This window comes from Vibrio sp. 1562 (genome assembly GCF_033340155.1).
In the GTDB taxonomy this organism is placed as follows: Bacteria; Pseudomonadota; Gammaproteobacteria; order Enterobacterales; family Vibrionaceae; genus Vibrio; species Vibrio alginolyticus.
In genome coordinates this window covers 240,044-266,990 of sequence record NZ_JAWOVY010000006.1, presented here as the reverse complement: position 1 = coordinate 266,990, position 26,947 = coordinate 240,044, and the positions used below count along the sequence as shown (strand labels likewise).

Annotated in this window: 26 protein-coding genes and 1 pseudogene; 13 read left to right on the top strand and 14 right to left on the bottom strand. The window is 43.0% G+C overall.

What is annotated here, in order from left to right; translation table 11 throughout:
* The first annotated feature begins 175 nt into the window (after window positions 1-175).
* Together R7Z49_RS09285 and R7Z49_RS09280 are read left to right on the top strand one after the other, a co-directional pair.
* On the top strand, window positions 176-1,033 hold the full coding sequence (locus tag R7Z49_RS09285; protein WP_005375542.1) for a DMT family transporter: 858 nt from the start codon (window positions 176-178) through the stop codon (window positions 1,031-1,033).
* A 43-nt stretch (window positions 1,034-1,076) separates the two neighbouring features.
* Window positions 1,077-1,691: a glutaredoxin domain-containing protein gene (locus tag R7Z49_RS09280; RefSeq protein WP_005385185.1), complete on the top strand. Its 615-nt coding sequence runs from the start codon at window positions 1,077-1,079 to the stop codon at window positions 1,689-1,691.
* Window positions 1,692-1,818: 127 nt separating this feature from the next.
* Here the strand turns inward: R7Z49_RS09280 and R7Z49_RS09275 are convergent, their stop codons facing one another.
* From R7Z49_RS09275 to R7Z49_RS09265, 3 genes are all read right to left on the bottom strand, one after another.
* Window positions 1,819-1,953: a hypothetical protein gene (locus R7Z49_RS09275; RefSeq protein WP_017635854.1), complete on the bottom strand. Its 135-nt coding sequence runs from the start codon at window positions 1,951-1,953 to the stop codon at window positions 1,819-1,821.
* A gap of 133 nt (window positions 1,954-2,086) precedes the next feature.
* The gene (locus tag R7Z49_RS09270) at window positions 2,087-2,434 is read right to left on the bottom strand and encodes a hypothetical protein (protein WP_005375501.1); all 348 of its coding nucleotides are present in this window, start codon (window positions 2,432-2,434) and stop codon (window positions 2,087-2,089) included.
* 176 nt (window positions 2,435-2,610) lie between these two features.
* A complete protein-coding gene (locus R7Z49_RS09265) occupies window positions 2,611-3,804 on the bottom strand; it encodes a multidrug effflux MFS transporter (RefSeq protein WP_017821607.1) in 1,194 nt (397 codons plus the stop codon).
* Between the two features lie 105 nt (window positions 3,805-3,909).
* Here R7Z49_RS09265 and R7Z49_RS09260 point away from each other — a divergent pair, with 105 nt between their 5' ends.
* Complete coding sequence (locus R7Z49_RS09260; RefSeq protein ID WP_025768470.1) at window positions 3,910-4,797, top strand: LysR family transcriptional regulator; 888 nt, start codon at window positions 3,910-3,912, stop codon at window positions 4,795-4,797.
* Between the two features lie 183 nt (window positions 4,798-4,980).
* Window positions 4,981-6,801 (top strand): annotated as a pseudogene (locus R7Z49_RS09255) (putative bifunctional diguanylate cyclase/phosphodiesterase).
* A 106-nt stretch (window positions 6,802-6,907) separates the two neighbouring features.
* Here R7Z49_RS09255 and R7Z49_RS09250 read toward each other — a convergent pair.
* Together R7Z49_RS09250 and R7Z49_RS09245 are read right to left on the bottom strand one after the other, a co-directional pair.
* Entirely contained in the window at window positions 6,908-8,191 is a 1,284-nt protein-coding gene (locus R7Z49_RS09250; RefSeq protein WP_025768471.1) for a peptidoglycan DD-metalloendopeptidase family protein, read from the bottom strand.
* A 124-nt stretch (window positions 8,192-8,315) separates the two neighbouring features.
* On the bottom strand, window positions 8,316-8,945 hold the full coding sequence (locus tag R7Z49_RS09245; protein ID WP_017635850.1) for a hypothetical protein: 630 nt from the start codon (window positions 8,943-8,945) through the stop codon (window positions 8,316-8,318).
* Window positions 8,946-9,145: 200 nt separating this feature from the next.
* On the opposite strand from R7Z49_RS09245, the gene R7Z49_RS09240 reads away from it, so the two are divergent.
* The 4 genes from R7Z49_RS09240 to R7Z49_RS09225 all read left to right on the top strand — a co-directional run bounded on the left by R7Z49_RS09240 (window position 9,146) and on the right by R7Z49_RS09225 (window position 14,500).
* Window positions 9,146-9,547 carry a GFA family protein gene (locus R7Z49_RS09240; protein WP_025768472.1) on the top strand — a complete coding sequence of 134 codons (402 nt, stop codon included), beginning with the start codon at window positions 9,146-9,148 and terminating at the stop codon, window positions 9,545-9,547.
* A gap of 153 nt (window positions 9,548-9,700) precedes the next feature.
* Complete coding sequence (locus tag R7Z49_RS09235; protein WP_005375484.1) at window positions 9,701-10,372, top strand: YoaK family protein; 672 nt, start codon at window positions 9,701-9,703, stop codon at window positions 10,370-10,372.
* A gap of 455 nt (window positions 10,373-10,827) precedes the next feature.
* Window positions 10,828-12,192, top strand: coding sequence for a YjiH family protein (locus tag R7Z49_RS09230; protein WP_005385171.1), 1,365 nt, complete (start codon window positions 10,828-10,830; stop codon window positions 12,190-12,192).
* A gap of 436 nt (window positions 12,193-12,628) precedes the next feature.
* Window positions 12,629-14,500 (top strand): methyl-accepting chemotaxis protein, encoded by a 1,872-nt coding sequence (locus R7Z49_RS09225; protein WP_025768473.1) that lies wholly within the window; start codon window positions 12,629-12,631, stop codon window positions 14,498-14,500.
* Window positions 14,501-14,644: 144 nt separating this feature from the next.
* Here the strand turns inward: R7Z49_RS09225 and R7Z49_RS09220 are convergent, their stop codons facing one another.
* The 3 genes from R7Z49_RS09220 to R7Z49_RS09210 form a co-directional block, all read right to left on the bottom strand.
* Window positions 14,645-14,986: a hypothetical protein gene (locus R7Z49_RS09220; protein ID WP_080276968.1), complete on the bottom strand. Its 342-nt coding sequence runs from the start codon at window positions 14,984-14,986 to the stop codon at window positions 14,645-14,647.
* 232 nt (window positions 14,987-15,218) lie between these two features.
* The gene (locus tag R7Z49_RS09215; RefSeq protein ID WP_005375474.1) at window positions 15,219-16,376 is read right to left on the bottom strand and encodes an amino acid permease; all 1,158 of its coding nucleotides are present in this window, start codon (window positions 16,374-16,376) and stop codon (window positions 15,219-15,221) included.
* 723 nt (window positions 16,377-17,099) lie between these two features.
* Window positions 17,100-17,411, bottom strand: a complete 312-nt coding sequence (locus tag R7Z49_RS09210; protein WP_054577105.1) for a hypothetical protein — start codon at window positions 17,409-17,411, stop codon at window positions 17,100-17,102.
* 141 nt (window positions 17,412-17,552) lie between these two features.
* Between R7Z49_RS09210 and R7Z49_RS09205 the strand changes: the two genes are divergently transcribed.
* Window positions 17,553-17,885 (top strand): helix-turn-helix transcriptional regulator, encoded by a 333-nt coding sequence (locus R7Z49_RS09205; RefSeq protein ID WP_031780945.1) that lies wholly within the window; start codon window positions 17,553-17,555, stop codon window positions 17,883-17,885.
* Window positions 17,886-17,996: 111 nt separating this feature from the next.
* Here R7Z49_RS09205 and R7Z49_RS09200 read toward each other — a convergent pair whose 3' ends face one another.
* The 3 genes from R7Z49_RS09200 to R7Z49_RS09190 form a co-directional block, all read right to left on the bottom strand.
* The gene (locus R7Z49_RS09200) at window positions 17,997-18,377 is read right to left on the bottom strand and encodes a hypothetical protein (protein WP_005375467.1); all 381 of its coding nucleotides are present in this window, start codon (window positions 18,375-18,377) and stop codon (window positions 17,997-17,999) included.
* 167 nt (window positions 18,378-18,544) lie between these two features.
* On the bottom strand, window positions 18,545-18,931 hold the full coding sequence (locus tag R7Z49_RS09195) for a GlcG/HbpS family heme-binding protein (protein ID WP_186585185.1): 387 nt from the start codon (window positions 18,929-18,931) through the stop codon (window positions 18,545-18,547).
* A gap of 9 nt (window positions 18,932-18,940) precedes the next feature.
* The gene (locus R7Z49_RS09190) at window positions 18,941-19,909 is read right to left on the bottom strand and encodes an aldo/keto reductase family oxidoreductase (RefSeq protein WP_186585183.1); all 969 of its coding nucleotides are present in this window, start codon (window positions 19,907-19,909) and stop codon (window positions 18,941-18,943) included.
* 154 nt (window positions 19,910-20,063) lie between these two features.
* Between R7Z49_RS09190 and R7Z49_RS09185 the strand changes: the two genes are divergently transcribed.
* Complete coding sequence (locus tag R7Z49_RS09185) at window positions 20,064-20,939, top strand: LysR family transcriptional regulator (protein ID WP_186585181.1); 876 nt, start codon at window positions 20,064-20,066, stop codon at window positions 20,937-20,939.
* 9 nt (window positions 20,940-20,948) lie between these two features.
* Here the strand turns inward: R7Z49_RS09185 and R7Z49_RS09180 are convergent, their stop codons facing one another.
* Window positions 20,949-22,706, bottom strand: a complete 1,758-nt coding sequence (locus R7Z49_RS09180; RefSeq protein WP_186585179.1) for an SgrR family transcriptional regulator — start codon at window positions 22,704-22,706, stop codon at window positions 20,949-20,951.
* A 564-nt stretch (window positions 22,707-23,270) separates the two neighbouring features.
* On the opposite strand from R7Z49_RS09180, the gene R7Z49_RS09175 reads away from it, so the two are divergent.
* Window positions 23,271-23,810, top strand: coding sequence for a redoxin domain-containing protein (locus R7Z49_RS09175; protein WP_054578683.1), 540 nt, complete (start codon window positions 23,271-23,273; stop codon window positions 23,808-23,810).
* Between the two features lie 512 nt (window positions 23,811-24,322).
* Complete coding sequence (locus R7Z49_RS09170; RefSeq protein WP_318111572.1) at window positions 24,323-25,006, top strand: hypothetical protein; 684 nt, start codon at window positions 24,323-24,325, stop codon at window positions 25,004-25,006.
* 195 nt (window positions 25,007-25,201) lie between these two features.
* On the opposite strand, the gene R7Z49_RS09165 is transcribed toward R7Z49_RS09170, so the two are convergent.
* Together R7Z49_RS09165 and R7Z49_RS09160 are read right to left on the bottom strand one after the other, a co-directional pair.
* Window positions 25,202-25,567, bottom strand: a complete 366-nt coding sequence (locus R7Z49_RS09165; RefSeq protein WP_005375456.1) for a winged helix-turn-helix transcriptional regulator — start codon at window positions 25,565-25,567, stop codon at window positions 25,202-25,204.
* A 167-nt stretch (window positions 25,568-25,734) separates the two neighbouring features.
* On the bottom strand, window positions 25,735-26,319 hold the full coding sequence (locus tag R7Z49_RS09160) for an NAD(P)H-dependent oxidoreductase (RefSeq protein WP_054578681.1): 585 nt from the start codon (window positions 26,317-26,319) through the stop codon (window positions 25,735-25,737).
* Between the two features lie 270 nt (window positions 26,320-26,589).
* Between R7Z49_RS09160 and R7Z49_RS09155 the strand changes: the two genes are divergently transcribed.
* Window positions 26,590-26,931: an ArsR/SmtB family transcription factor gene (locus R7Z49_RS09155; protein ID WP_005375451.1), complete on the top strand. Its 342-nt coding sequence runs from the start codon at window positions 26,590-26,592 to the stop codon at window positions 26,929-26,931.
* The last annotated feature ends 16 nt before the right edge of the window (window positions 26,932-26,947 follow it).

Genomic DNA, 26,947 nt, shown 5'->3' with positions numbered 1-26,947 from the left:
GCTTCTCGTTCTTTGTACCTGTTATAACAGGCACGTCCTTTGAATTGGTAATGTCGCCTCCCTCTGGGAGGCATTTTTTTATTGGCGCGAAAAACAATAGGACGTATGATCCCGCCACCTCTATCAAACTGGAATTTTTCAATTGAATCATCATCCTGTTCAAGGTGCGTCCTGGATGCTAACAGCTGGCTTGGCATTCGCCATAGTGAACAGCTTCGCCCAAATTGCTAGCATCAACTTTGGTGTCTCCTCCACCACATTTGCGTTATTCCAATATGCAATCGCCTTATTTGTTATTCTGCCCTACCTACGCACACTTGGGATTAGACGTTCTTTAAGAACCCAACACTTTGGCTGGCATGCATTCCGCATTTTTCTCTCTGTTATCGGGATTCAACTTTGGTTATGGGCTCTCGCTTACCCAGTTCCAATTTGGCAAGGTATTGCACTTCTCATGACCTCCCCGTTATTTGCCACAGTTGGTTCTGGCTTGTTACTCAAAGAAAAAGTAGGTACTGCACGCTGGCTCGCTACATTGACGGGGTTTGTTGGTGCCATGATCATTCTTGAGCCTTGGGCAGACTCATTTACATGGGCGACCCTGCTCCCTGTTGGCGCCGCATTTTTCTGGGCAGCGTATTCATTAATGGTTAAAAAAATGTCGGTAAACGATCCGCCATCAACCATGGTTGTCTATTTATTGCTGCTGATAACACCATTTAATATCTTGTTAGCGATACCGACGTTTACTATGCCAGATACGTGGACGATATGGGGTGTGCTTTTAGCCGCAGGTGCACTTACAGCACTCGCTCAATGGGCTATCGTTAAAGCATATGCAGTAGCAGACGCCTCATTTGTGCAACCATTTGATCACGCCAAACTGCCTTTGAATGTTGTTGCTGGTTGGTTGGTGTTTGGTTGGGTGCCACCTGGTCGTTTATGGTTAGGTGCTGCGATTATTATTGCATCTATTGCGTTTATTACGCATTGGGAAGCGAAAAAGACAAAGTTAGTTGAAAGAAAAATCTAATTTAAAAGTTCTATATTTTCAGGAAAGGAAATGAGGAACCCATATGAGTCAACCAATCAAAATTACACTGTATCGCTGGGCTGGTAGTTGGGGCCCATTCAAAGTCAATATTCCTTGTGGTGAATGTACATTAACCAAAGATATTTTAAAGGATACTTTTGAAAACGAATTAGCCGATGTGCCCGTTGAACTTGAAGTAAAAGATTGGTTATCGCACTGGTGGGAACCATTAAAAGCTGGTGCTTGGCATGCACCCATTCTTCTTGTCGAAGGGAAAGTTATCAGCCAAGGAGAAGCATTGAATCGGGGTGTACTTGTACAGTCTGTTATTGCTGAGTGGGTAAAACGCGATGAGCTAAAAGGCAACATTGTTTATGGTAAAGCAACTTGCCCTTACTGTGTCAAAGCCAAACAATTACTTGACGAGGCTGGCGTTCAGTATGAGTACCATGATGTAGTTAAAGACAGCGCCGCCTTATACCGTATGATTCCTGAAGTAAAAGCCATCATTGGCGAAAAAACACCGGTAACAGTGCCGCAAATCTGGTTAGATGGAAAATATATTGGAGGCGCTGACGATTTAGAAAAGTGGTTATCAGCAAAGGGGCTAGATAAAGTGCCTAACAATGTTGTGGAGATACCAAGCCAATCCGCGTAATTCTAGATTTAAATGTCATCAGTCTTTGAGTAGCGTTTTGCCAATGTTGTGCAATATGTTGGCTACTTACTAACAACAAAACAGAGAAAAGCAAAAAGCCCTGATTTTTCAATCAGGGCTTTTTAAATTATTTCGCCAGTTTTTTAATAACACGAGCAAAAACAGAAGCTTTTTTCTTCTTCGCTTTACCGTAAAGCGCTTTGTGCATCGCGTCTTTTGCAATCATCTGGCCAATATAAGCACCACCAAGTTCGTTACCCATGACCTTCTCCTGAATGTATTGACTTAACTATGTTGTAATTTTACACCACAATTAGATAAAAACAAGACTCCAGTCACATTTATTTTGTAATTAACTTTCAGTTTGATTTTCGTGGATTTCTTGAAATGAGCGTCTATCGCTTAGGTTGTTGGTATGTTTTTCCCGCTGCGACGTACGTATCTTTCTGTTTGATTTCAAAGAATGTTTCAAAGAACCACGCAGCAAACTTGATCAAGTGATCGCCTTCATTCATGACGTGCTCTACGTATTCTTGCTCTTCTCCGGACTCATCTTCTTGAGTGGTAATATGGTAAATACGTTTCTCACCATCAACTTCTGCAAGGCCAAACTGACCCGTTAGGGATTGCGCCGCTTGTGCAACTTCTTCTTCCTCACACGCCTTCAAGATTTCAAGTGCCTTTGGCATGCTTTCTTGCTGAGTAATTTCTTTTACCAGTGTTTCAAATTCGTTTTGTTGCATTCTTTCACCTAACGATTAGAGATCGGATAGCCATTGGGCAGAAATGTATTCCAAGCTTGAGAGAAGTATCAAGGTTCGCCCTCTTCCTTTCAAACCAAGTCATTCAGTATACACAACAGGCCTAGCTTAATTTAGCTGCGCATTTTAGAAAGCCGACCTTCTGGTTGCAAGTATATTCAGATGGAAGTTTCTGCTTGAACCGTCCCTTCTGGCACTTTACGAAATTGGCTTAGTACAAGAACAAAGCAAGAAAGTAACGCAATAAACAAATAAAACACCCCAAGCTGCTGCTGATTCGTAACCCATGAGTCTACTAAGTACCCACCAAACAAACCTGCTAAACACATTTGAATAGAGCCAGATAACGCAGAAACCGCGCCTGCCTGTTGCTTATGTGGCGAAAGTAGCAAACTGATCGATACTGGGAATGACATGCCTTGGGCAAAACTTAAACACGTGAATGCCGTCAGCAATGAAAATACACTGAAGGGGGTAACCAACAACATGAAGCCAGCAACAGCAACAATCGCGAAACTCATCAGCAAGATTTGCTGAGCTTTGTAACGAGCATTGATCAAATTCAGCACTAAGCTACCCGTCAGCAAACCAACTGACGGTATGATCATCAAAGAGCCGTAATCTGCCGCCGTTAATCCTAACTCTTGTTGCATTAAAAATGGATACAAGGAGAGCGTAACCAGAGCCGATAAATAACTAAGCCAGTTGTAGCTCGCACTACCAATCACTTGTGTATTCGTTAACAGACGCAAATAGTTCGCGCTTACTTCGCCTACTTTAAATTTTCTCTTCGGATAAGGCAGCGTTTCTGGCAGCACCAATAAACCAAGTGTAAAAATTGCCATTAAGTAAATCAGCACAAACACGAAGACAGCATGCCAACTCAGGTGAAAAGCGATCCAGCCACCAAACAGCGGAGCAATAATTGGCATCACTGAAGCAGTGACTGAAATATAAGATAGCGCTTTGGTTAGTTGCATACCGTCATAACTATCACGCAGTACTGACCGACCAAGTACCGAAGCGCTGCCCGCTCCTAGGCCTTGCAGTAACCGTCCCGCTTCAAGGGCAACAATGTTGTCCGAAAACGCGATGCAAATAACCGTACCAACTAAATATACACTTTGCCCCAGAATAAACACCGGCCGACGACCAATCGCATCAGACAATGGGCCGTAAAAAAGCTGAGAGATACCGAAGCCAACGAGAAATAGCGTGACGAGATTCTGAATCGAATGTTGCGGCAAATTCAAGTCATGACCAATCAATGGCAAAGAAGGAAGATAAATACTAACGCCAACTTGGCCTGTGGCAATGATCATCATCGCTAATAACAATGGTGTTTTACGCAAACGTTCCTCCTACTTTGTGACAGATTGATGGCAAACAGTGTATATTTGATACTCAAAGATGATAATCAGCTAAGTTGGAAAGGAATTAATTCCCAAGGAGATACAATGGACTGGATTCAAAGCGTGAAGAGTTATATTCGTGTGGTCGAAGAAGGTAGCTTTAATGCCGCAGCGCGGAAACTCAATACCACCAGCTCAGCTATCAGTAAGCGAGTTCAATGGCTAGAAGATAAAATTGGCGTTCAACTACTCAAACGTACGACCCGCTCAATTAGCCAAACTGAAGCTGGTGCTCTGTTTTATCAACGAGCAAAAAGTCAGCTTGATTCATGGCAATCGGTATTAGATGAAACTCGCTCAGTCAACCAATCACCAGCGGGGCTATTAAAGATTGGGGCAACGTTGGCCGTTGGTTCTAAATTTCTAGTTCATTATCTTGATGATTTTCTTGATAAATATCCAGACATCACACTTCAATTAACAACAACGCTACCAGGTCAATTGCCAGAGCTAAGCTTAGACCTGTTTATTAGCCGGGAATTAGAGCAACTGAACTCTCTGAGTTTCAAAGCCACTGCGCTTTTCGAACATAAAGCCCAGTTTTACGCTGCGCCTAGTTACCTAAAAAAATACGGCACCCCACAATGCGTTGAGGATCTGACAGAGCATAATGTCCTGATTTGGGGAGAAAAACCCTCACGAGAAATCAAAACAAATCGAGGCAAACGTATCAGCTTGTCCGGTAACTTTGCCACGACCAACCCAGAAGCGCTGTTTCATGGTGCCAAAAGAGGCATGGGTATTTTGATGACGAACAACGTCATGATCAAAGATGACCTCAAATCCGGCGCGTTAGTCCCTATCCTGCCCGATATCACAGCGGATAAAGCCACTGTATATGCCTACTATCCAAAGCTGGATTATCAGCATACCCGAACTAAGCTATTCCTCGATTATCTCAAATCACGATTAGAAGAGGAGAAGCGCGCCTAGCTTAGCGTTTTTATCGCTATAGCTTTAAAAGGTTCAAGCATAAAAACATGAAAATAATGATTTGTTCGTTCACAAAATTTGAAAAATCTGCCTTAGTAACCGATAGTTTATTTGATGCATATCAAATAATAATTCGTCGTGTCTTACACGATATGTAAATAACAACGCTAGGTGAAATGCTCAATGGGTCAGGTACAAATCAGTTTCCACAAAATTGATGAGATATTGAAGCTAAACGGCACGGCTCAGCTAAACCGAGTCACGCTAGATATTCATCAACACTTGCAGAGCCATTGCACTTGCGTTGTAGAAGTTGCGCATCTTCAGCATTCGGCTCATACCATTTCCTTCGCCAGCAATGGAAAAATTACAGACAACCTAAGCTACCACCTTTCAGGCACCCCCTGTGAAAAAGTGGCGAAAGACATTGGCGAACATATTTTCTATCAAGACCAGGTATACAAGCGTTTTCCTGAAGATCAGATGTTTCAAGAAGATGGCATTCAAGCTTACATTGGCCTGCCATTGAAGACACAAAATGGCGAAGTTCTGTGAATTTTACTGTCTACCTTTACCCGAAGCATCCACGCGAAAGAAGCGCAAGATATCCTCGACTTCCACCGATTTTATGCCAATGTCATTATTCATAGCTTACGTGAAAAGTGGGTCAGTGAACGTTCAGATAAGCTTCTTAATCAGCTTAGCTATGAGGTATCGCATGATAACCTAACTGGACTGCTCAACCGTAGCTGTTTAGCTGATACCTTGGAGACATTAACGCAGCAGGCGACTCGCCCATTCAGTTTGGCGTATCTTGATATCGATAATTTCAAATCGATCAATGATATCAACGGAAACTATATCGGCGACCAAATCATTAAGTTCACAGCTAACGCCATTCAACAGAGCTTGTCGTCGCCAAACAATGCGTTCCGTGTTGCAGGAGATGAATTCGCCTTCATCACGTACGACGAAGATCCTGTCGCCGTGTGTCAGGAAGTACTCGACAAAATTGAAAGCGGCTACAGCGACAAATCTAACCGGATTTCTTTCACCGTTAGTATTGGTATTGCACGTGCCCCAGTACATATGTTGAACAGCGATGAGCTGATTTTGAATGCCAGTCTCGCTCTCAAAGATTGTAAAAAACACCGCGATACACGGATTCAGCATTACGACACACACCTTAGTGCTTTATACCACCGTAGGACGCAGCTTATTGAGGCAATGCGAATCCAGCTAAGTACTGATATACAAGACAGCGATGAGTTGTATGTAGTGGTTCAACCGATCGTCGATATCACGAGCGACCGCTGGAATTACTTTGAAATTTTGACTCGTTGGAATAGCAATATCTATGGAAATATCTCTCCAGCGGAGTTCATTGAAGCTGCCGAACAATCAGGCCTGATTATCGAGTTAGGTGAACGGATTATTGAACTCGCGTGTATCGCAAAGCAAGAACTCGAAGCGAACCTAGGCTATAAAGTCAAACTCTCCATCAATTGCTCAGCGTATGAGCTGGTTGATTCCAACCGTTATATTAATCACTTAACCAACATGGTTGAAAAGTATCAGCACGAAGCAAAAGACTTTGTTATAGAGCTCACCGAGACCGTCTTACTCTCACAAAGTGGCCGTGAACAGATGGTACTTAACTCGTTGCGATACTTGGGTTTTAAAGTCGCACTGGATGATTTTGGTACGGGATACTCAAGCTTGAACTATATACACAATTATCCAATTGATAGCATCAAAATCGATGCTACCTTTGTGCAGAACATGCTCTCAAATACAACCTCTGAACAAGTAGTGTTTTTGATAGCGCAATTGGCAGAGCTGCTTGATGTGGATTTGATTGCCGAAGGCGTAGAAGACGATAGAGCACTACAAAAGTTAATTGAAATGGGCTGCCACTACATCCAAGGTTATTTTTACTCTCGTCCACACAGTGTTGAAGAAATCGTACACCTGATAAATGAACGTGAAGTGCGGAGTGCCTAACGTACTGAACAGACTGCTGTCATAGAATTCAAATCTAGTTAATGCACAAAGTAAAAGAGACCAAGCTATGCTTAGTCTCTTTTTGTTTTTTAAGCGAAGTACTTTATTACAGCACTGCTTTCTCTTTATCGCGTAATAGTCTATCCATTTCATCTCTGTTCGCGACAAAAGTAGCCATCTCTTTCTTAGGAACAGAACTCGCCATTGGGATATTTGCTCGCATAGCGTTAACTGGACGGCCGTATTCAATCAACTCATAGTGAAGGTGTGGCCCAGTCACTCGACCTGTTTTACCAGAAAGACCGATACGCTGGCCTCGAGAAACCTTTTGCCCTTTCTTCACCAAAATCTTACTTAGGTGTAAGTAACGGGTTTTGTATTTGCTGCCGTGCTCAACAACCACGTAGTTACCCGCATAGGGGTGTTTACGAGTCATGATCACTGTACCATCACCAGTAGAAACGACTGGTGTACCGGTTGGTACAGCAAAGTCAGTGCCGTTGTGCGGCGCAACACGCCCCGTTACTGGATGTAAACGATTAGGGTTGAAGCCAGAACTGATACGCCAACGGCTACTTACAGGGTAACGCTGGAATGCGCGCTGTAAGCTTTCACCTTTGGCATTGTAGAATTGACCATCAGTATGAAGGTAAGCGGTGATCTCGCGGCCGCGATTATAAATCTTAATCGCCTCAATTTCGTTCTTACCTGTTGGTACACCATTGATGCTTTGTGAGCGACGAACAACTTCAAATCGATCACCTGCACGAAGGTCACGTCCAAAGTTAAGTTGTTCTTTGAGTAAGCTTACGACTTGACTCACTTCCGCCGACGTTAAACCTAAACGACTCGCAGAAGAAGAAAAACTGCCTTGAATAACGCCAACTAAAGGCTCTTGGCTCCACACGCCAGGAATGGAAATATCAGTAAAGTCATAGCTACCATCACTATTCAGCTTGTAGACCACTTTATCTGCAATAGAAAATTGCAGTTCCATTTTCGCTAACTCGCCTGTCGCATCATCACGCCAGAAACGGAGCGTATTGCCCGGCTTAAGTGTATCAAGTGCCAAGTAGTTCAAATCCGTTTCCATTACTTTCATTAACGAGCTGTAACCGAAACCGAGCTGACTAAAAATAGTGCTTAGGTTGTCACCTGCTTGGATTTGATATTCGAAGTTCGGGGGAGTGACAACTTCGGCAGTTGTCGCATCAAGAATTTTTTCAACGACCTGAGATTCAGGTAGGTTCAATGCGATGGTTTTGGTTAAAGATGACTCTTTGAGAGAGTGAGAAACACCAATCGCAACTAAAACTGGCAAGGAGTATAACAGCAGCGCTCTACGACTTGTCAGATTCGGCAACCGTCTTGTAATTTCATTTGTAGACACGGGAATTACTATCTCCTTTCAAACAAGGCTCATAGCTTATGCATTCCCGAATAAGAAATCACTAGGAAATTTCGAGATCTAGCGCAGAAAATACTGAATTTTTACAGAACTCAAAAAAAATTCATCACTGTTGCATATGTAAGTTATTCCCTACACGCTGTAATGTGGATGAATTGAATTGATTTGGCGTGTCTGCCATTGCTTGATCGTCACCGTGCGCTAAATATGAAAGCGTGATAGTTGTATCACTTTTCCATTCGAGCTGAGTAAATTTCACGCGGTCACCAACAAAAATACTGTCTAAAAGTACAACTCGGCTCGGCACGGGGTCAAACTTGAACAAGCCAACATAGTTAAACGAACCGCTACCTTGTGTCGTTACAATCATCGGTGCAACAACCCATGAAACACCTTCAATCTCACGCTGACTAATCGACGCAGTTGGGACAAGTACCTGACCTTTCGTCGCACCTGCATCATAGTCACCTATCAAATAGCCGTTTTCTTTATCCCACTCATCAAGAAAAGTGACCGCACCCTGCTCGGGGACTTGGATCGTCCAAGGATTACGTGCAGTGATACCAAGCGTCTCTTGCACAATAACGTTAGTTTCTACTTCTGTTTGAGGAAACTTAGCCATGATCTCGTCATCAGACAAACTAAAACGATAAACACCCGCGATCACAACCACAACTAATAAAACGATTGGAATAAGTAGAATAAGTGGTATCGGCAGGATTTTTTTGTGAGTCATGAAAGCTTCCTTGTTTCAAGGTATAAACGAAAAGCGAGTATACCATTGTATACCCAAATGATTTCACCTCTTCAAGTGTTTCAAAATTAAACTAAACTGATTATATCCAAATAGTTTCAAGTCCAGAGCTCATAACGAGCTAGTGACACAAGCTCTGTGCTCTAGGTCTATTGGTGTATTGGGACAAATAGGTAATCACGATGACAAAAACCATTCATACATGCGAGTGCGCCTGCGGTTTAGTTGAGATCCGTTGTAAGGGAGAGCCCACCCACACGTCTGTCTGCCATTGCTTCGAATGCCAAAAACGAACTGGCAGTGTTTTTGGGGTACAAGCTCGCTTTGAAAAAGAGCACGTCACTTTAAACGGTGAAGTCACTAGCTATACCCGAATTGGCGATGATGGCAGTGAGGTTCAGTATGACTTTTGTCCATCCTGCGGCACGACAATGAGGTTGTTCGTTGCTGCATACCCAGAAATCATGATCATTCCCGTCGGTCTATTTACCGATAAAGAGTTCCACCAACCTACCGTTTCAGTCTATGAACAAATGAAACACGGGTGGGTGAGTTTCGAATGCACAACGGAACACATCTGCTAGCGGGCAATCCACGTTCACATATTTACTTTGGCTCGGACAAACACCCTATAAGTGAGATTTTTTTGAGAATGATCAATCGAGTTTTACTGTAAAGGGTTTCGTAACTCGGTGTGAGCGTTATAATCGGCTCCTAATATTTGGTGGGGGTTTATTGTGATTTCCAGACTTCCTCGTTGGGTGGAATATGGCGCGTTTCTACTAGCTCTTCTCGCGGGCTGCGTCAACGCCGTTGGTCTTCTCGGCTTTCAACACCAAGCGATAACTCATCTTTCGGGAACCGTAACTCAGCTAGGGAACAGCTTGCTAACAGGTGTGGATAGCTCCATTCACCTGCTCTTCATCGTATTTAGCTTTTTGATTGGCGCTGCCTTTAGCGGCTTTTTTATTGAAAGCAGTGCGTTAAAGCTAGGACGAAGATATGGTGTTGCACTGTGCATAGAAGGAAGCTTGCTCTTACTCAGCTTGGGCTTTTTGGTGCAAGGGGATTTGTACGGCCAATATCTAGCATCAGCAGCATGTGGATTACAAAACGCAATGATCACCACGTTTAGCGGCGCAGTAGTCAGAACCACACATATGACCGGAATCATCACCGATCTAGGGATTATGATTGGAGAGAGCTTGAGAGGTCGTCAATTTGACCGACGTAAAGCAAAATTATTCCTATTCATTTTCTTTGGCTTTTTGTTTGGCGGCGTCGCGGGAGCGGCTCTATTTACGGTATATGGTTTATATACGCTGGTTTTCCCAGCAATATTGGCTTTTTCTACAGCTCTGATTTACTGGAGTTACCTATACATACTTAGCCGTCAACAAAAAGCATAAAATTTCGATCCGATTGAAGCGACATACTTCAATCGGATTTGGCTCAATAGGTTCACACTGCAACGGTACAAGAAACGCTGAACGGCATTTTGACACTGCTAAAAACCTTAGAATAGATAAGGCTAACTGAATTTCTGGCTAAGAAGTTAGTCAGATCAAAATCACATTTGTTTACCATTTTATTATTCCAGTCACAATGCGCCCCATAATTCACTGCGCAATTCGCCTCTCGTGCTACAATTTTCTAACACACGCAACATATTCGCATACACTTAGACGTTATTTGACCAATTACCCGACAAATCGGCTGAATAACTAGATGTATTTAATGAATAGTATTGCAATGGATGCAGTTTGCGGGTACCCTCCGCAAAACTGTGATTAAATACGGATGTTTAGTGAATATTTATGTCATGGAAATGGCAAGTATTGACTAGTAGTAACACGAGACAACTATGCATAACACCACTAATGCTACTGAAGCTCCTAAGGGCAACTTTTGGATGTTTTTCATCCCTTCCCTAATTGGTCTTCTACTCTTTATGGCTCCGATCTCTTACGATGGCGGCCTAACCATTCCCGTTGCAGTGATGGCAAAAGTCATCCCAGCGGTGTTAGGCGATACCTTGATTGCTATCGTCACCAGTATCATCGCTTTCATGGCCGTTGCTTCTGTTCTTTGCAAAATTTTTAAGCCAGCTGCAATTTTACGTAATGGTTTTTTAAACGGTCTCTTCAACCCATCTCCACTTTGGCTCGTTGTTCGTTTAATCGGCGGCGCTGCCGTGTTAATGACGTTTTTCCAAGTGGGTCCAAAAGCAATTTGGGAAGAGAACACTGGCGGGCTTGTTCTTACTGGTCTCCTACCTACTCTGTTTGCCGTTTTCATTTTCGCGGGTTTACTGCTTCCGCTTCTTTTGAACTTCGGTCTTCTGGAGCTATTTGGTGCGTTACTCAGTAAAATAATGCGTCCGGTATTCAACCTACCTGGCCGCAGTGCAATTGACTGTATGGCATCTTGGTTAGGCGACGGAAGTGTTGGTATCTTGCTAACCAGCAAGCAATACGAAAATAAGTTCTATACTCAGCGTGAAGCGGCTGTTGTCGGGACCACTTTCTCAGCAGTATCGATCACGTTTAGCTTAGTTGTTATCGCTCAGGTAAAACTAGAGCACTTATTTTTGCCTTTCTACGGCGCTATCTGTCTAGCTGGTATCGTAGCTGCGATTGTCATTCCTCGCCTGCCTCCGCTTAGTCTGAAGAAAGATCGCTACATTGACGGCAGCAACCCTGATAAAGACGCAGATGCAGTGCCAGAAGGCCACACCACATTCTCTTGGGGTATGGATCTAGCTCTTAAGCGTGCTGGTCAAGTCACATCGGTTCAGTCTGTATTTAAAGAAGGCGTACACAACGCAGTCGACATGGTATTTGGCGTATTACCTGTAGTGATGGGTCTTGGTACCGTTGCATTGGTGATTGCAGAATACACACCTGTATTTGCAATTCTGGGTCAACCGTTTATCCCATACCTAGAGCTACTGCAAGTCCCTGAAGCTGTTGCAGCATCACAGACAATCGTTGTTGGCTTTGCGGATATGTTTATTCCAGCAATTTTAGCGGCCTCAATCGATAACGAAATGACACGTTTTGTTATTGCAGCAATGTCAGTAACTCAGCTTATCTACATGTCGGAAGTAGGTGCCCTACTGTTAGGCAGCAAAATTCCAGTAAACATTGTAGAGCTCTTCGTAATTTTCATTTTACGTACGTTAATCACGTTACCTGTGATTGCTGGCGTTGCTCATCTTATTTTCTAAAATCGAGACGTCAATTAACAAAGGCTCCGCATCGTCGGGGCCTTTTTTATACCTAAAACTCCGTCCACATTAGGCTTTTAGTAAAAAGCTCATAATTTACAAAGACAAAACTTCAACAAAACACCTGTCAGCACCAACAAAATTTTCATCACCTCACCTGTAAAGCCAGTTAATGCCACTGTTTGTTAAGCAATTCTTTTCATTATGACGATTTCATTAATTGAGCTCGCAAACATGATCACACTCACAAGTTTTAACGTAAATTGTCGGTTTGTTTAAATTTAGTTAAAAAAGACGACAAATGAGTTCATGTTTTTGACAAAGATGTCGATAAAAATATAACCAAACACAATAGGTTTCTCTTTACGCCCAATTCGCTCGGTTTAAAAGAGGCGAAAGCAAAGTGGAACCAACCGGGAGAATCAGAGGAAAGCTCATGAAATTCAGACATAAGGTTGTCACAGCCTCTTCATTTTTGCTGCTAATTACCGTGTCGTTATTGTCGACACAACAAGTTATGACCATCCGCTCCCAAACTCAGGAGCAAATCGACTCAAGTGTAAACGAGATATTGACCAGTGTTGGTAACACTGTGCAATCAGAAATGAATGCAAAGAAGGATCTCGCTCGCTCCATTACTGAAGTGATTGAGCTTGATCCCAGTTCACATAGCTATGTTCAAAACATACTTGAAAGACCGACGCCAAAAAGCAGCTTCCTTGCCATCGGTTTTGGTTATGAAAGTAATGGCTTTGTGATTGAAAATGACGACGGCTGGGATGCGGGTCCAGACTACGACCCACGTCAGCGTCCTTGGTTTATTGCAGCTAAGAGCAAAGGCGATTTGGTCGTAACCGATCCGTACGTCGATGCGTCTTCGAAAAACGTTATCATCTCTGTTGGTACGCCAGTAAAAGAAAATGGCCAGTTTTTAGCCGGTATGTTTTATGACCTCGAATTAACTACCCTTTCTGATCTGGTCAACCAAGTGAATCTGTTTGATGCTGGTTACTTATTTCTGATCACCGCTGATGGCACAACCATTGCTCACCCTCAAAGTAAGTATAACGGCGAGAAAGTCGGTAGCTACCTCCCGCAAATCGAACTTACGCAATCAGCACAACATGTTGAGATTGATGGCAACCGCTACATGGTTAACCTGACTCACATTCCTGGCGAGAACTGGTACGTAGGTTCGGTGATCGATGAAGCTGTTGCCTATTCTGCCGTAGGAGAGCTTCGTAACAACGCTATTATTTATTCAATCATTGCCGTGATTGCATCTATTATCGCCCTAACTCTGTTGATTCGCACTCTCATGCGTCCTTTGGACACGCTAAACAATGCGATTAAAGATGTAGCATCAGGGAAAGGCGACCTTACACAACGCCTCGAAACAGATACTGACCAAGAGTTTTCTGAGCTTGCCACAAACTTCAATACGTTCATGGAGAACTTACAACAGCAAATCATTGAGTCGAAACGTATTTCTGATCAAATTTTAAACGGAACTCAAATCACCGCTGAGGGCGCAAAAGACTCGGCAGGCGCAATTCACACTCAGCTGCAAGAGCTAGAACAACTTGCTACCGCGATGCATGAGATGTCTGTCACCGCGACAGAGGTTGCTAATAATGCGCAAGGTGCGGCAAGTGCAGCTAAAGAAGCCGACCAAGCAACGGTTGAGGGGTCTTCTATCGTTGGTGAATCGACACAAACGATAAACATGCTTTCCGATAGCATTGACCTTGCAGTCGAAGAAGTACAAGTGTTGGAATCTGCTACCGCCAATATCGAAACGATTCTAAAAGTCATCAACGATATTGCGGACCAAACAAACTTACTCGCGTTGAATGCCGCAATCGAGGCTGCACGTGCGGGAGAATCTGGCCGAGGCTTCGCCGTTGTTGCAGATGAAGTACGTACACTGGCACAACGTACTCAAGAGTCGACAACAGAGATTCGTACTATGATTGAGCAACTACAATCTGGCGCTTCATCTGTGGCAAATGCCATGCATCAAAGCAAAGGTAGTGCTATAGAGGCCGTTGAAAAAGCGGGTTTAGCAAATAGTGCGTTACAACGCATTCGTGACGCGATTCAGCGTATTTCCGATATGAACTTGCAAATTGCCTCAGCAGCGGAAGAGCAAAGCCTTGTCGCTGAAGAGATCAACAACAATACGGTGAATATTAAAGACCTATCGACTCAAGTCGCCGAATCGGCAAATCGAACCAACGACGCGATGCAGGCGCAACAAGAAGATGTACATAAACAAGATCAAATCTTAAATAGATTTACTGTCTAACACTCATCTAAGCAAAAACAGCGAGCACCGGCTCGCTGTTTTTGTTTTTAACCCTCAACCCTAGTATTGGTCGATGTTACATGTGCCATGTTGTTGCTATTAAGCTCAACATTACAAGAACGCCGACTATGTGCCCTTTCAAGTTTAATTGAACTCGACATGGATATAGCGATCATTAGAACGGCGATAATAACGGTCGTCCACTTTTAGATAAGTGAAATCTCCAATCTTTATGTAGGTACTATTCCGAGGAATTCGGTCATGGTAATAGTAACTGCGCCTTGGTCGTCTGGTCTCCACATAAATAACGTCACGATGTTTGTGTTTATGCTTGTGCTTGCGCTTGTGTTTATGATGGTGGTGATGAGCATGATGGTGATCGTACCGATGTCCATGCTTATGCTTCGGGTCAGCCACCGCTTCTGTACTCAACACACCTAAAGACAACATAACGCCAACCATGGCAAAAGATAATTGCTTTGACACAACAGAGCCTCTTATTCATATCAACATCGATATAATAGAAGGGTGAATCACTGTACATGTCAGCCTTTCGCTAAGGAGTTTTACTAAAAAGTCAGCGCTAACCGTGATTATCAGAGAAACGTCAAACATCACAAATGCTGATGACTTCGAGTGGCCTGGGTTCGGCTATGAATACAAAAAAGCCGCCCGTTTGACTACGAGCGGCTCAGTTTTTAAATAAGCTAGCGTGATTTTATACTGCTTGGGCAAACAGCAAGAAACAGCCGAATAGGAAGATCATGCTCATTCCCATTGCGCCGCCACCAGCTTCATAAATATTGTCATCTTCTACCGGCACTCGGCGCACTTTCATGGTCATTGATAATGGGACAAAGACCGCGAGAAACACAAGAATAATCCCCGCGTAGCTGAGAATAGCTAGGAAGTGTTCTGGCGCAAATACAGCACCTAATAGTGGTAGCACAAAAGTAGTAACAAAAATCACTGGCTTACTTGCTTTCAGTAGGTCTGCATTTTGATCATATAGCGCCATTGCAACACCTAAGAACGACGTTAGCAGTGCCAAACCAGTAAACATGGATAGGATGAACTCTAAGCCCTCGTATTGCTGACCTAGTACCGAGATCAACTCTGTTACGTTGGAGTATTGAACAAGCTCATGAGGTGGTAGATTGCCGACAACCGCTAACAACCATAATAGGTAACAAACAAGCGGAATAGTTGAGCCCACGATAATCATATTACGCAGCTGTGTTTTACTCGCTTCTTTGTTGTAAGTTACAAGCGATGGGATCACGACCATAAAACCGAAACTGGTGAAAAGCACTGAACTGGTTTTGATAAGTGCCATTTTATCGTCGCTCACAACCTCATCAAGTCCTTCAAACGAGACGCTTGGTGCAAGCGCAAAAAGTGTCAGGATCAGCGCTACGATCATGCCTAGGAACAAACCGCGATTCAGCTTATCTACTACCCCTGTACCTGCCGAAACAATGATACCAACTAAAAGAGTAAAACCGACTTGGCTTGAGATCGTAGATGTTGGAAGCCCAATTGAGGCTGTTACTTTTTGTACCAGATCACCCGCACCAATGATGTAAGCCATTAATAGACAAACTAACAGGGCGTAAAGCAAGCTGTTGGTTACCAACTGGCCTCCTTTACCAAGCGTTTCGCGAGCAATTGCATTCATGCTCACACCACCACCTACTTTGCAACTGGCTTCAAGAAGGAGCAGCGCAGCATAAGTCGTTCCAGCCCAGATGAACAACATAAGAAGAGTGCCCCAAAGGAGGCCAAATTGAGCAAGCACCATTGGTATAGCAAGCATACCAGCGCCAAGAGCAGTACCTGCAACGATCAGGGAGCTGCCGACAAGTTTTAGGTTCACGGTTAATACCTCTAAATTCAATCCGTTAATTTCTCGCCAGTTGTGCTTTATCTAAAGCACACAACAAAACGCTCCGACTTAGTCAAAATTTGGTTACAAGAGCACTATGTTACAAGAGCCCTGTATGGCTAAGAAAACACGCAACAAAAGGTGGTTAATCATTTGCACATGAACACTTGAGAGTCGTTTTTGGCGATGTCATCGTTGATGAAATGTGCGCAACTTTGGGTTCGAAGCAAAATTGTTCATCTTAATTCATCAACCCCATTCGTTATGAATGGATTTGGTTCGAAAAGATTGTAAGGCATAAGCAGGACGATTGAAAAGCAAAAGGTCAATCTTATAGCGATATATTTTAACAACTCTTATCTTTTACCTAAGATGTGTTGTTTTTTTCGTCACTAATTAGTCTTTTATCGCTTAAAGAGAAGGAAGAACGTGCTCAATGGCTCAATTTGGCTGGGTGTACAGATTAATTTACAGTTTAAGTGAAGGTGTTAGATTCCAAGGACGTAGCCTAGATCGGACAATATCGCTATTATTCGCTGCGTACCGACACTGTTCGGTTCACATACCTCTAAACACTGATTTACGGTTCGAAAATATAGGTAAATGAGTGTCCGAATGCTGGGTGTGGTTCCCCAGCATTTGCATCCTTTCTTTTAGATGTCATCAATTGATCGAAATTGCGTAAATCTTGTATCGCCCGACTTTACGACTGTGTTAATACGCTTTATCTAGCGCGCCAATGATATAAGTTAACACTGGAATACCCATATCGGCGACCTGCTTCTCAGTCTCACTCATATTTTCATGCGCGATCCGCAGCTCTACTTCACTTATCGATTCTTTGTGAAGGTAAAGCTCTTTGTAGTTCATCAATCGCTGTTGTGACTGTTGAATCAGTGTCACAACATTCTCTTTAGTCTCACGATGTTGCTGATCAATTTCACTAAATAAATGATCTAAAATGCGTTGCATTTTGCGAATAGAAGCTTTCGTTTCTATTGATTTGTATGATTGATACTTTTCCATTGAGTTAATAACTGACTAAAATATTTACGTTTTTATAAGACAGTTATTTTTATACTGATTGCAAAGCAGGTAAATATGTGGTGGTTAAACTGGTCCACTTCTTGCTACGTTTAGGTCAAAACTGTCCTTTCAGGAGAGCACATGCAGGTAGACCCTATAATTCAAGCACTGATCGCAAGACGAAAATCGAATGGCCTCTCCCGTGAGCAAATGGCAAACATCGCTGGAATGAGCGTAAAAACATATCAAAGGATCGAGCGCGGAGAGTCCGATCTTAAACTCTCACAATATCGTGCCATATTGCGTTCGCTTCATTTGACTGACCTAGATATTGCTTTAGATGTACGTGATGTTCAGCATGTCACAGCAAATGACCTAACGGCCGTGGCGAGATTGCTCTCACCGGAAGCTCAGTCCCTGCTCGTTCGCCTATTATCGTTAGTCCTTGAACAAAAGAACAAGAAAGGTGATTAACGACATTGCTCATACCCAAACGATGAATGCCCTGTTGAGCGTTGAAACATGAATCGTTTAGACAAAAATAAAACTCGTCAAATGACGAGTTTTATTCTTTATATCAGTCCGTTACTCTAGGCTTTTCAATTCCGATGTATCAACGCCTTTTATTGCATCTTTCGCCACTTTATCAGGATCAAAGACATCACGTTCTTCATATGAATTATCAATCATGCCTTGTCCTATCGCGGTTGCCTGCTTTTGTAACTTGTTACCCTCTACCTCACCAGCATCCCAGCCTTGCCGATAATCTGAGTCGGTTTGATACCTTGTTTCGTCCTTAATATAGTGTTCAAAATCATTCCCTGCCTCTTGCATACCACTATGCCGACCGTCATGAAAGCCTTGGATATAAGCTTCATCATAACCGCTCTCTTTTAACGCGCTGTCACTCGTACCACAGCCTGAGAGGAGAACAAAAAATAGCGAAACGAATACCTTATGAAACATATTTAGGCCTCAAAGCTTTCAAATAAATTAATCATAGTTCGCGATTTCAACTTCTGCTTACTTCAGGCTATTAGATAGCATTGTGACTCGACGAAGCCTGTGAACTTGAGTCCCTACAGTGAGTACAAAGCTGGACAAAGCATCACACCTACTGATAAACATTATACTCAACGCGCGTTTAATACTTCCATCGCAAGTGCTTCATCATCTTGCTCAGCCAAACCACTGATACCAATTGCACCGACGACTTTCCCCTCTTGTTCTACAGGTACACCACCCATAAAGCCTGTGATCTTCGGGTCAGTCCAATAACTCAACTGCTTACCCGTCTCACGAGCCCAAGCACCCAGATTGCCGCTAGGCTGACAGTCTCTAGCCGAGGTGTAAGCTTTGTTATGTGCCAACAAACCTGCTTGCACACTCACATCATCCATTCGGGCAAAACCGAGCAATTCTCCATGTGTATCAACCACGGCAACCGCAATGTTCTGCTTGCGAGCAGTCGCAATTTCCAATGCCGTTTGAATCAGAGTTTGAACTTGTACGTATTTCATTTTTCTCTCCTACGGGATCTCATGACCAAGGGTTTTCTCGAACAAGCCATACCAATGGCTACGTGATAGCGTGACGTTCTCTACTTGAGCACAAGCGCGAATACGCTGTGGGTTTGCAGTACCAATAACAGGCTGAATTTGGTTTGGATGACGCGTCAGGAAGGCTAAAACAATCGCCTCAGACGACACGCCATATTCAGCTGCTAGCGCCATTACCATCTCCGCCGTCTGTCTGGTGTTGTGATCATCAGAATGTAAGCCACGCTCTGAGAATCTTCCTTGCGCCATACTGCCCCACGCTTGCAGTTGGATATTGTGCCTACGGGCATGTTCCAGTGTTCCCGCAACGTAGTCAGATGCGGACGAAGGAAGCCCCATACCTTGCTTGATGAAGTCAGACTTAGCCAGACTCATTTCCAACTGGTTCGCCACAACAATTTCGCCCGTTGCTTGTTGAAGAAGATCAATTTGAGCACTGTTCATGTTAGAAACACCGAAGTGGTTAACTTTGCCAGCTTGTTTCAGTGCTTGGAGCGCTGTGCCCAGTTCTTCAAATTCAACCAGAGGATCAGGACGATGCAGCATCAAAACATCAAGGTTTTCCACGCCAAGGCGCTCAAGAATGCCCTCAACAGAAGCCGTCACCCATTTGGCAGAGAAGTCATACTGCTTAACACCTTGCTCATCTCCTAGACGGATGCCGCACTTGGATTGCAGATAAATTCGCGCTCGTAAGGTTGAGTCATTGGCTAAGATGCACCCAAACACTTCTTCTGCCTTACCGAATTTGTAGATATCCGCATGATCAAAGAGATTGATGCCAACCTCTAATGCAGCCTCGACAGCGGCATAAGCTTGGTTTTCATCTTGGGCGGTTAATGGGTTGCGATTCCACTCCCCTCCAAGTCCCATACAGCCGAAGACCAAGCGGCTAACGTTAGGTAAGGTTTTGGCGAGCGGTAGTGTTGGATTGTTCATCGTTATTCTCACTTTTCCGATTTCTGCATCTTCAATTTCTTAAGTTAACTCTAACCATCTTACCGTTCGTAAAAATTAGTTTAATACCGTAAAATCGAATTCATTATCCTCGCTACCGAACAATTAAAGCGAACAATAAAGACGAGCAATCAAGATGGCAGATTATAAGAGAATCGAAAAACTGATGCTGTTTGCTGAAGTGGCTCAAACACTTAACTTTTCTAGGGCAGCGGAGCAACTTGGCATTTCTAAAAGTTACCTGTCGGAACAAATCAAGCGCTTGGAATCGGAACTCGCAACGCCTTTGATTGTTCGAACCACACGCAGCGTGAGATTGACGGCAGAAGGTGAATCGATCTTTGCACAAGCGGAAGATCTCAAACGCCGCGTAATGGAAATGGAAAAGAGTTTAAGTCAGCGATCTGAACAAATAGACGGTCTGATTCGTCTTACCGCTCCCAAGATGTTTGCTGAAGCGGTGCTGCATGATTTGTGCGTAGCGTTTCGCGCTTTACATCCAAACGTAGAGTTCGAGATCCTTTCTAGCTATCAAGCGTTTAATCTGACAGAAACCAGCGTTGATTTTGCGTTTCGAGCGACAAGAACGCCGCCAGAGAATATGATTGCTCATCACCTTTTGGACTACCACCACTGGCTGGTTGCCTCTCCTCAGTATCTGCAAGAAGAAGGTACGCCGGAGACATTAGATGATTTACAAGAGCATCAATGCTTAACCACATTGCATCAAAAAGAGTGGCCGTTAAAAACGGGAACAGTTCAAACCCAAGGTTGGCTTTCAAGCAATGAAAACCGCTTACTCAAAGAATCAGCCCTGTCTGGCAATGGCATTGCTCGGTTAGCAAGTTACTTTGTCGAACAAGACGTTGAGCACTGCCGTCTAGTGCAGGTTCTATCGGAAGAAACCGACCACCAGCACAACGCGGTTTACTTGGTGTACCCACAACTTATCTATCAATCGGCGAAAACCAGAGCCTTCATTGAATTTGTGAAGCAGCACTTTGCTCAATAACTAAAGTAGTTAATCCGCTGACCACACCGAGCGAATATCTGGCCAACCCCAGTTAGTAAGAGCGACGTCTTCTAAAACACCTTGGAAACGCAAAGTTTGTGTATGGTGGAACATGGGTGCAATCCAGTATTCGCTGATCAACGTCGATGCAATTGGCTCCAATGCATTAAGGTAGTCCTCAAGTGGAACGAAAGATCTGACTCTCTGTAGTTGTTCATCCAACCATTGTGCGTTCTTTTCTCCCAAAGTGTGGAATAGCACAGCGTTGCTGAAGAAGTTCGTGAACGCTGAGGCATGACGATTATCATCTAGGTTTATGTTCGTCACGACCATCGTCTCATTTAGCTCACCATTCTTAGCTTTCTCGTTCAGCTCACGATAGGAATACATAACAATTTCTACTTTACTGCCAACACTCGCCAAACGATTAGAAATAGCCCGCGCACAGCGACGCAACGCGGTATAGTTATATCCTGCTATCGTAATGTGTTTAGGTAACTTAAGCGGCTCACTAAACGGACGGAGCACTGGCTTCCAACCTGGTAGCAGGTTATAAGCGGGTATACTCCCAAATACAATATTCTCGCGGCGCATCACTTCGGCCAAGTGCTCAGGTTGAATTAGCTCACTAATATAACGGCGCTGCGCTAAAGAGAGTTTGTGCTTAGCGTGCTGATTAAATAAGGCGAATAAGCAACCATCTTCTATTCGACTACGCTTGCTCGCCGATGAGTTTTCTCGGTTTTGCGTCGACATATAGTGTCCACACAAATCCTCCTCGGGCGAAGCATCCCTTTGCAACGTATTTGCTGCCAATGACGGGTTCTCCATTTGCTCGTCATTAACAATCCAGATAGTCACCAAATCCGTTAGAACTCTACATGCATAGTAACCATTAAATGCTTGCAGTTTTAAACGACTTTCATTGTGCTCGACAACAGAGAATGGGCCACTTCCGACCACCAGCTTGTTATTCGCTACGTTAACTTGGCTTACTGGTTGAATGCCGTATTTCACTCCAGAAATAAGTCCAGCAAAGCCCAAGTCAGCTCGATTAAGCTTAAAAACAACTTTCAATGGCGTTGGCGCAGTAATGTTAGCAACATGTGCCAACTCTTTTTCGTAATACTGTAGTGAACTCAACTTTGCAAACAAGCTAACCACTGTTTCTGCATCAATGGAATTACCATTATGAAAAGTCAGACCTGGACGAAGGTAGAAAGTCCATTCGTAGGTGTCTTCGTCATAACGCCAGTGATGTGCGAGTTCTGGTTGCACTTTCCCATTGTGATCACTCGAAACTAAGCAACAATAGATTTGCCTTAATAAGAAACGTTCGCTGCTACGCTGAAGTTGATGTGGAACGACGCGCTCAAACATTCGCTTATAGGTTAATTGAATATTGAGCTGTCCTTCTTGCACAGAAGCACCAGACGTTGTTTTTAACAAACGGCCAAATGCCATTTCGTCTTCATCTAATATCGCCAGTGCTTTTTCATACTTGCCTAACTTGATACGTTCAAGAGCCAAGCTCTCTTTTAAAACGTCTAACTCCATATTCAGAATAAGAGTCGATCGTTGGTTCCGCCCAGCTTTCGGGTGCCAGCTCAACCACGCCTTCTGCTGCATCTGCGTTAGCAGGCTACGAGCATGCCGAGAAGAAGTGAACATGATGTCGGCAATGTCCTGTAACGTGGTTTTTGTTTCATCACCAACGCTAAACGAGAGTAATCGTTGGTAATAGCGAAACAAATTGAGATCAGACACTGAATCAACCTTAGATCTGTGAAGTTTGTGGATAGGAATAGTTTACTTAAGTTGGCGGTAATAAAATAAGAAAACTTCCTAATTATCTGTTCCCCTTTTCCACAATTAACCTCCAAATTCGGCTTTAAAGCCCCATATATTTACGTTATTAGGAAAAAAGCCAACAAAAGCACTCTCTTTTTTATATCCCCTTTTATACACATAATTTACTCGTCAGCTAAAGGAGGAAAAAATGAAGAAGCCAATGATGGCGTACTTTTTTCAGCAACGCCTAGCTCAATCGAGTAATAAAATAGAAGTGATGACTCTGGTTTATCTTAACGATATGTTCCAGTGGTCATAGCCTAACCTCAAGCAGAACTTAGCTCCTGATACTACACCCCCACTTCGTTGTATCTTAAGTTCTGCTTTTTCATCTTTTGCACTCTAATACCTTATTGCAGGTTACTAAAAGTTAACTAGTTGAAACACCGCAAAACAGAGTCTACATTGAAGTCTCATCCCCCAATCGCTTTGTTGAGAAAGGGGCATTCATGGATATACACCATCAATTCGGGAGTCAATATGGCAACTTCAGTGAAACTTAAAGCGGGCGACAGCTTCCCTCATCTTCAAGCCACTTTGCTAGATGGTTCAAACGTAACGTTGGGTCAGCCGCAAGGTGATGCGACTTGGCAAGCAGTATTCGTTTATCGTGGTAAACACTGCCCTCTTTGTACTAAGTACCTCAACGAGCTTGAGAGTTACAAACAGGCTTTCGCTGATGCTGGCGTCGATATTCTTGCCGTTTCTGGCGATTCAAAAGCACAACTAGAGGGGCATCTAGAGAAACTCGAAATCAGCTTCCCTATCGCTTACGGCCTGACCGAAGAACAAATGAAAACGCTAGGCTTGTATGTATCTATTCCTCGATCTGAACAGGAAACCGATCATAATTTCGCAGAACCAGGTCTGTTTGTGGTGAATGAACACGGCGACTTACACGTGGTGGATATTTCAAACAACCCGTTTGTTCGCCCTGAGCTTGGCGCGCTATCACGCGGATTGGCATGGATTCGCGATCCAAACAATAACTACCCTATCCGTGGCACATTGGATTACTAATATCTTCTACACCCAAGTAAACTTTCTATCCTTAAATAAGCTAGGATTCTTGCCTTAGTGAGAATAACTTGGAATACATATCAGATCCGTGAGATCTGATATGTATCAACAAGTTGGAAATAGAGTCCTTGTTCATTATACAACGCCTTGATGAAAAACAAGATCAGTGAAGCCCAGGCTCCCCTCAAACAACGTTAGTTATTTACTTCTAAGTCACTTTCACGATAAATACATGAAATTAAAACTAAAAACTTAGACTTAACGGATATATAAATCATAACGGTACCTACACAAGTAGTTGGCTAGCGATTATTATCCTATTGCAACTCAAAATTGTGCAAATCTAATAATTCATACCATAAATGAAAACATAGATACCGTAAGAGACAAAATAAAAGCAAACGATTAAATTACCAATAAAACACCGTTCAATTAAAATAAAAAACATTTCACTTTATAAAAATGTAATTAATCGTTATTTGCAATCACACATCTTAATTGAGAAATACAGTATGAATAAAATCTCTTTACTTTATATGGCCGTTTGTATCGGATTAGTTGGATGCGGTTCAGGAGGAAGCGACAACGATCCAGCAAAAGATATACATCCCACCATTTCAAATCCGGAACAAGTCAACGCAATGACGGTGGACAAAGGTCATTTCTATTGTTCTGTAAACCAACAAAAACTGGAACACGGAGGGACATCTGCAACTATGTCCTACCTGATTGAAAAGAAAAGAAATTCTACGGTTGTCGACGATTATGAATGTACCGAATACGGTTTAAAGAAAGGTGAGTCAATTATCGTCACTAAAAGTGCAATTGATAACTTTTCATACTCAAAACATTATAAAAGCACGAAGAAGAATGACATTAATAGGTTTAAAATCATCTACCCTACAGGGCTTACGACTCCGATTAATAAAGATTATGAAAAAATTACGATCACGTATAATACGGAGAGACCTGACGTTAACATTAAGATAATTCAATATTTTGACGAAAGGTCTAAATTATATACCATCAAAAAATATGAAAGCCACGTTAACGACAACTCACCAATAGGTTTAGTTGAGAAAGAGGAATTCGATAAATATTCCGATTTTGAAAAGAAACTGGAATTAAATAGTGCTTTTTTAAATTCAACTGAAGTGAGTGATTTATTCTACAACTTATTAAGTATGATAAAATAATAACTAAAAATCAAAAACTTAAAAAGTACGATTATGCTCAAGTAGCTTCGATATGCCTGACTCGAAAGAGTACGTTGTTTTACGAAACAAATTACGATTTGAATGAAGCACATCTAAGTTACTTGGGTATAAACGGCGATGTATTGTTAATCAGCTTTCAAAAGAGAGTGACGTTTGCGATTAACTACTTTGGTCTTAACGAAGCTCAATTTGATGCTTTTCAGACCAAATTCGCAAATCATCAAGAATCTTAAGTGCGGTACGGCCGAACTCTGTTAGTTCATAGCTGACTGCAATTGGGCGGTCGCTGATCACTTTACGCACCACCATACCTTCCGCTTCTAGCTCTTTAAGACGTTGGTCGATCATCTTTTTACTTGCACCGCCTAGCATGCGTGCTAAGTCATTGAAACGAACTGGGCCGTCTTTCAAATGATAAATCAGAGAACCTTTCCATTTACCACCAATTAAACGCATCCCTTTCTCGATAGCACATGGCTCCGCACATACGTTCGCCACTGACTTACGACCTTTGCTATCTACACTGATTCTGCTTTCCACAATACACCTCAAGATACGCACCTAATCTAGGTAACGAAAAGTAAGCTAGATACATTTAGTGCTTTAGAGTAATAAAAACGTCACCTCGCCGCAAACAAATAAAAATGGACCGCGTACAGCAGTCCATCTCAATTCATCATTCAGTTCGCACTATCTTTCTAAAAGGATTAGAAGTTTTCGTTAATGTGAGCTTCGAAACGAACAAAATCGTTTTCGATATCTGCGTTCTTCATCACATCATAACAAGCGAATGTAGGTAATGCTGACATACCAAAGAAGCGGAAGTTAGCGTGCATGTGGAACATCAAATCGTCCACGCCTTTACCTTGGAATAGGTATTCGTTCTCATCATCAAACGATTCTTCTGGCGCGTTGAATGTCAGTGACAGCATGTATTTGCTGTTGGTTTGAGTGCCGCCTGTACCATAGTTTTTCTTTGGTTCTTCTGCGCTACGGCCATCGAATGCACATAGTGCGCCGCCCATACCCGCAGTAAACACGTCGTCCATGTATTTTTTGAATGACCAAGGCACAGACATCCAGTTGATTGGGCTTTGGATGATCACGCGATCAGCCCACTCAAAGTGTGCGAGTTGCTCATCTACGTTGATCTCATCTTGCATTGTCACAACGCGAACCTCATGGCCTTTTGCTTGCAGAAACGTCTGTGCTTTGTCGACAAGAGAAGCATTTAGACGACCTTCTGAATATGGTGATGGTTCGTGTGCATTGATGATCAGTACGTTGCTCATGGGATTACCTTTAAATAAGTTCACAAGATGACGCAGTAACCATTGTGCGTCGGATGTGGTTTATTATGGTAACCTAGAAATATAGTGCAATTAGTTAACTTTTAGTAACCTACTTAATTTTTTATTATATCACTGTTTTTAAAACATATATTTTTTCAATTTTTTATTCATCGTTATTTTACGATTAATTTTTTCATCGAGTTGTTGCATCTTCCACAGAGCAGGCGTACACTTTATCGCAATTCGACGATTAACTATTAAGGCCAGCGAATGAGTGATAAGTGCAAGGACACGTGCGAAGTTGTTTTTCAGACAACACAACAACAGCTCGAGAAAGAACAAACTCTCGCAGCGCAAGCAAAAGCTTTGTCGCATCCAGCACGTTTGCGCATTCTGCATATCCTGCACACGCTCGATACCATGGGCGGTTGTTTGAACAGTGATTTGGTTTCTGAACTGGGTCTTGCGCAATCTACTGTTTCCGAGCACTTGCGTATTCTCAAGCAAGCAGGCTTTATCAGCGCCGAGCCAAACCCACCTAAGGTGTGTTACCGCATTCAACGCGACGCGTTTGATCAGTTCAATCTAGGCTTTTCCAAGTTATTTGATTAATTCCCTTTGCACGCTG

Coding starts and splice junctions, on each gene's coding strand:
- R7Z49_RS09200 (WP_005375467.1), bottom strand. CDS start 18,377: ATGTTTCATAAGGTATTCGTTTCGCTATTTTTTGTTCTCCTCTCAGGC.
- R7Z49_RS09260 (WP_025768470.1), top strand. CDS start 3,910: ATGGACTGGATTCAAAGCGTGAAGAGTTATATTCGTGTGGTCGAAGAA.
- R7Z49_RS09245 (WP_017635850.1), bottom strand. CDS start 8,945: ATGACTCACAAAAAAATCCTGCCGATACCACTTATTCTACTTATTCCA.
- R7Z49_RS09285 (WP_005375542.1), top strand. CDS start 176: ATGCTAACAGCTGGCTTGGCATTCGCCATAGTGAACAGCTTCGCCCAA.
- R7Z49_RS09195 (WP_186585185.1), bottom strand. CDS start 18,931: ATGAAATACGTACAAGTTCAAACTCTGATTCAAACGGCATTGGAAATT.
- R7Z49_RS09275 (WP_017635854.1), bottom strand. CDS start 1,953: ATGGGTAACGAACTTGGTGGTGCTTATATTGGCCAGATGATTGCAAAA.
- R7Z49_RS09280 (WP_005385185.1), top strand. CDS start 1,077: ATGAGTCAACCAATCAAAATTACACTGTATCGCTGGGCTGGTAGTTGG.
- R7Z49_RS09210 (WP_054577105.1), bottom strand. CDS start 17,411: ATGGAAAAGTATCAATCATACAAATCAATAGAAACGAAAGCTTCTATT.
- R7Z49_RS09170 (WP_318111572.1), top strand. CDS start 24,323: ATGAATAAAATCTCTTTACTTTATATGGCCGTTTGTATCGGATTAGTT.
- R7Z49_RS09225 (WP_025768473.1), top strand. CDS start 12,629: ATGAAATTCAGACATAAGGTTGTCACAGCCTCTTCATTTTTGCTGCTA.
- R7Z49_RS09185 (WP_186585181.1), top strand. CDS start 20,064: ATGGCAGATTATAAGAGAATCGAAAAACTGATGCTGTTTGCTGAAGTG.
- R7Z49_RS09160 (WP_054578681.1), bottom strand. CDS start 26,319: ATGAGCAACGTACTGATCATCAATGCACACGAACCATCACCATATTCA.
- R7Z49_RS09270 (WP_005375501.1), bottom strand. CDS start 2,434: ATGCAACAAAACGAATTTGAAACACTGGTAAAAGAAATTACTCAGCAA.
- R7Z49_RS09155 (WP_005375451.1), top strand. CDS start 26,590: ATGAGTGATAAGTGCAAGGACACGTGCGAAGTTGTTTTTCAGACAACA.
- R7Z49_RS09190 (WP_186585183.1), bottom strand. CDS start 19,909: ATGAACAATCCAACACTACCGCTCGCCAAAACCTTACCTAACGTTAGC.
- R7Z49_RS09175 (WP_054578683.1), top strand. CDS start 23,271: ATGGCAACTTCAGTGAAACTTAAAGCGGGCGACAGCTTCCCTCATCTT.
- R7Z49_RS09240 (WP_025768472.1), top strand. CDS start 9,146: ATGACAAAAACCATTCATACATGCGAGTGCGCCTGCGGTTTAGTTGAG.
- R7Z49_RS09230 (WP_005385171.1), top strand. CDS start 10,828: ATGCATAACACCACTAATGCTACTGAAGCTCCTAAGGGCAACTTTTGG.
- R7Z49_RS09205 (WP_031780945.1), top strand. CDS start 17,553: ATGCAGGTAGACCCTATAATTCAAGCACTGATCGCAAGACGAAAATCG.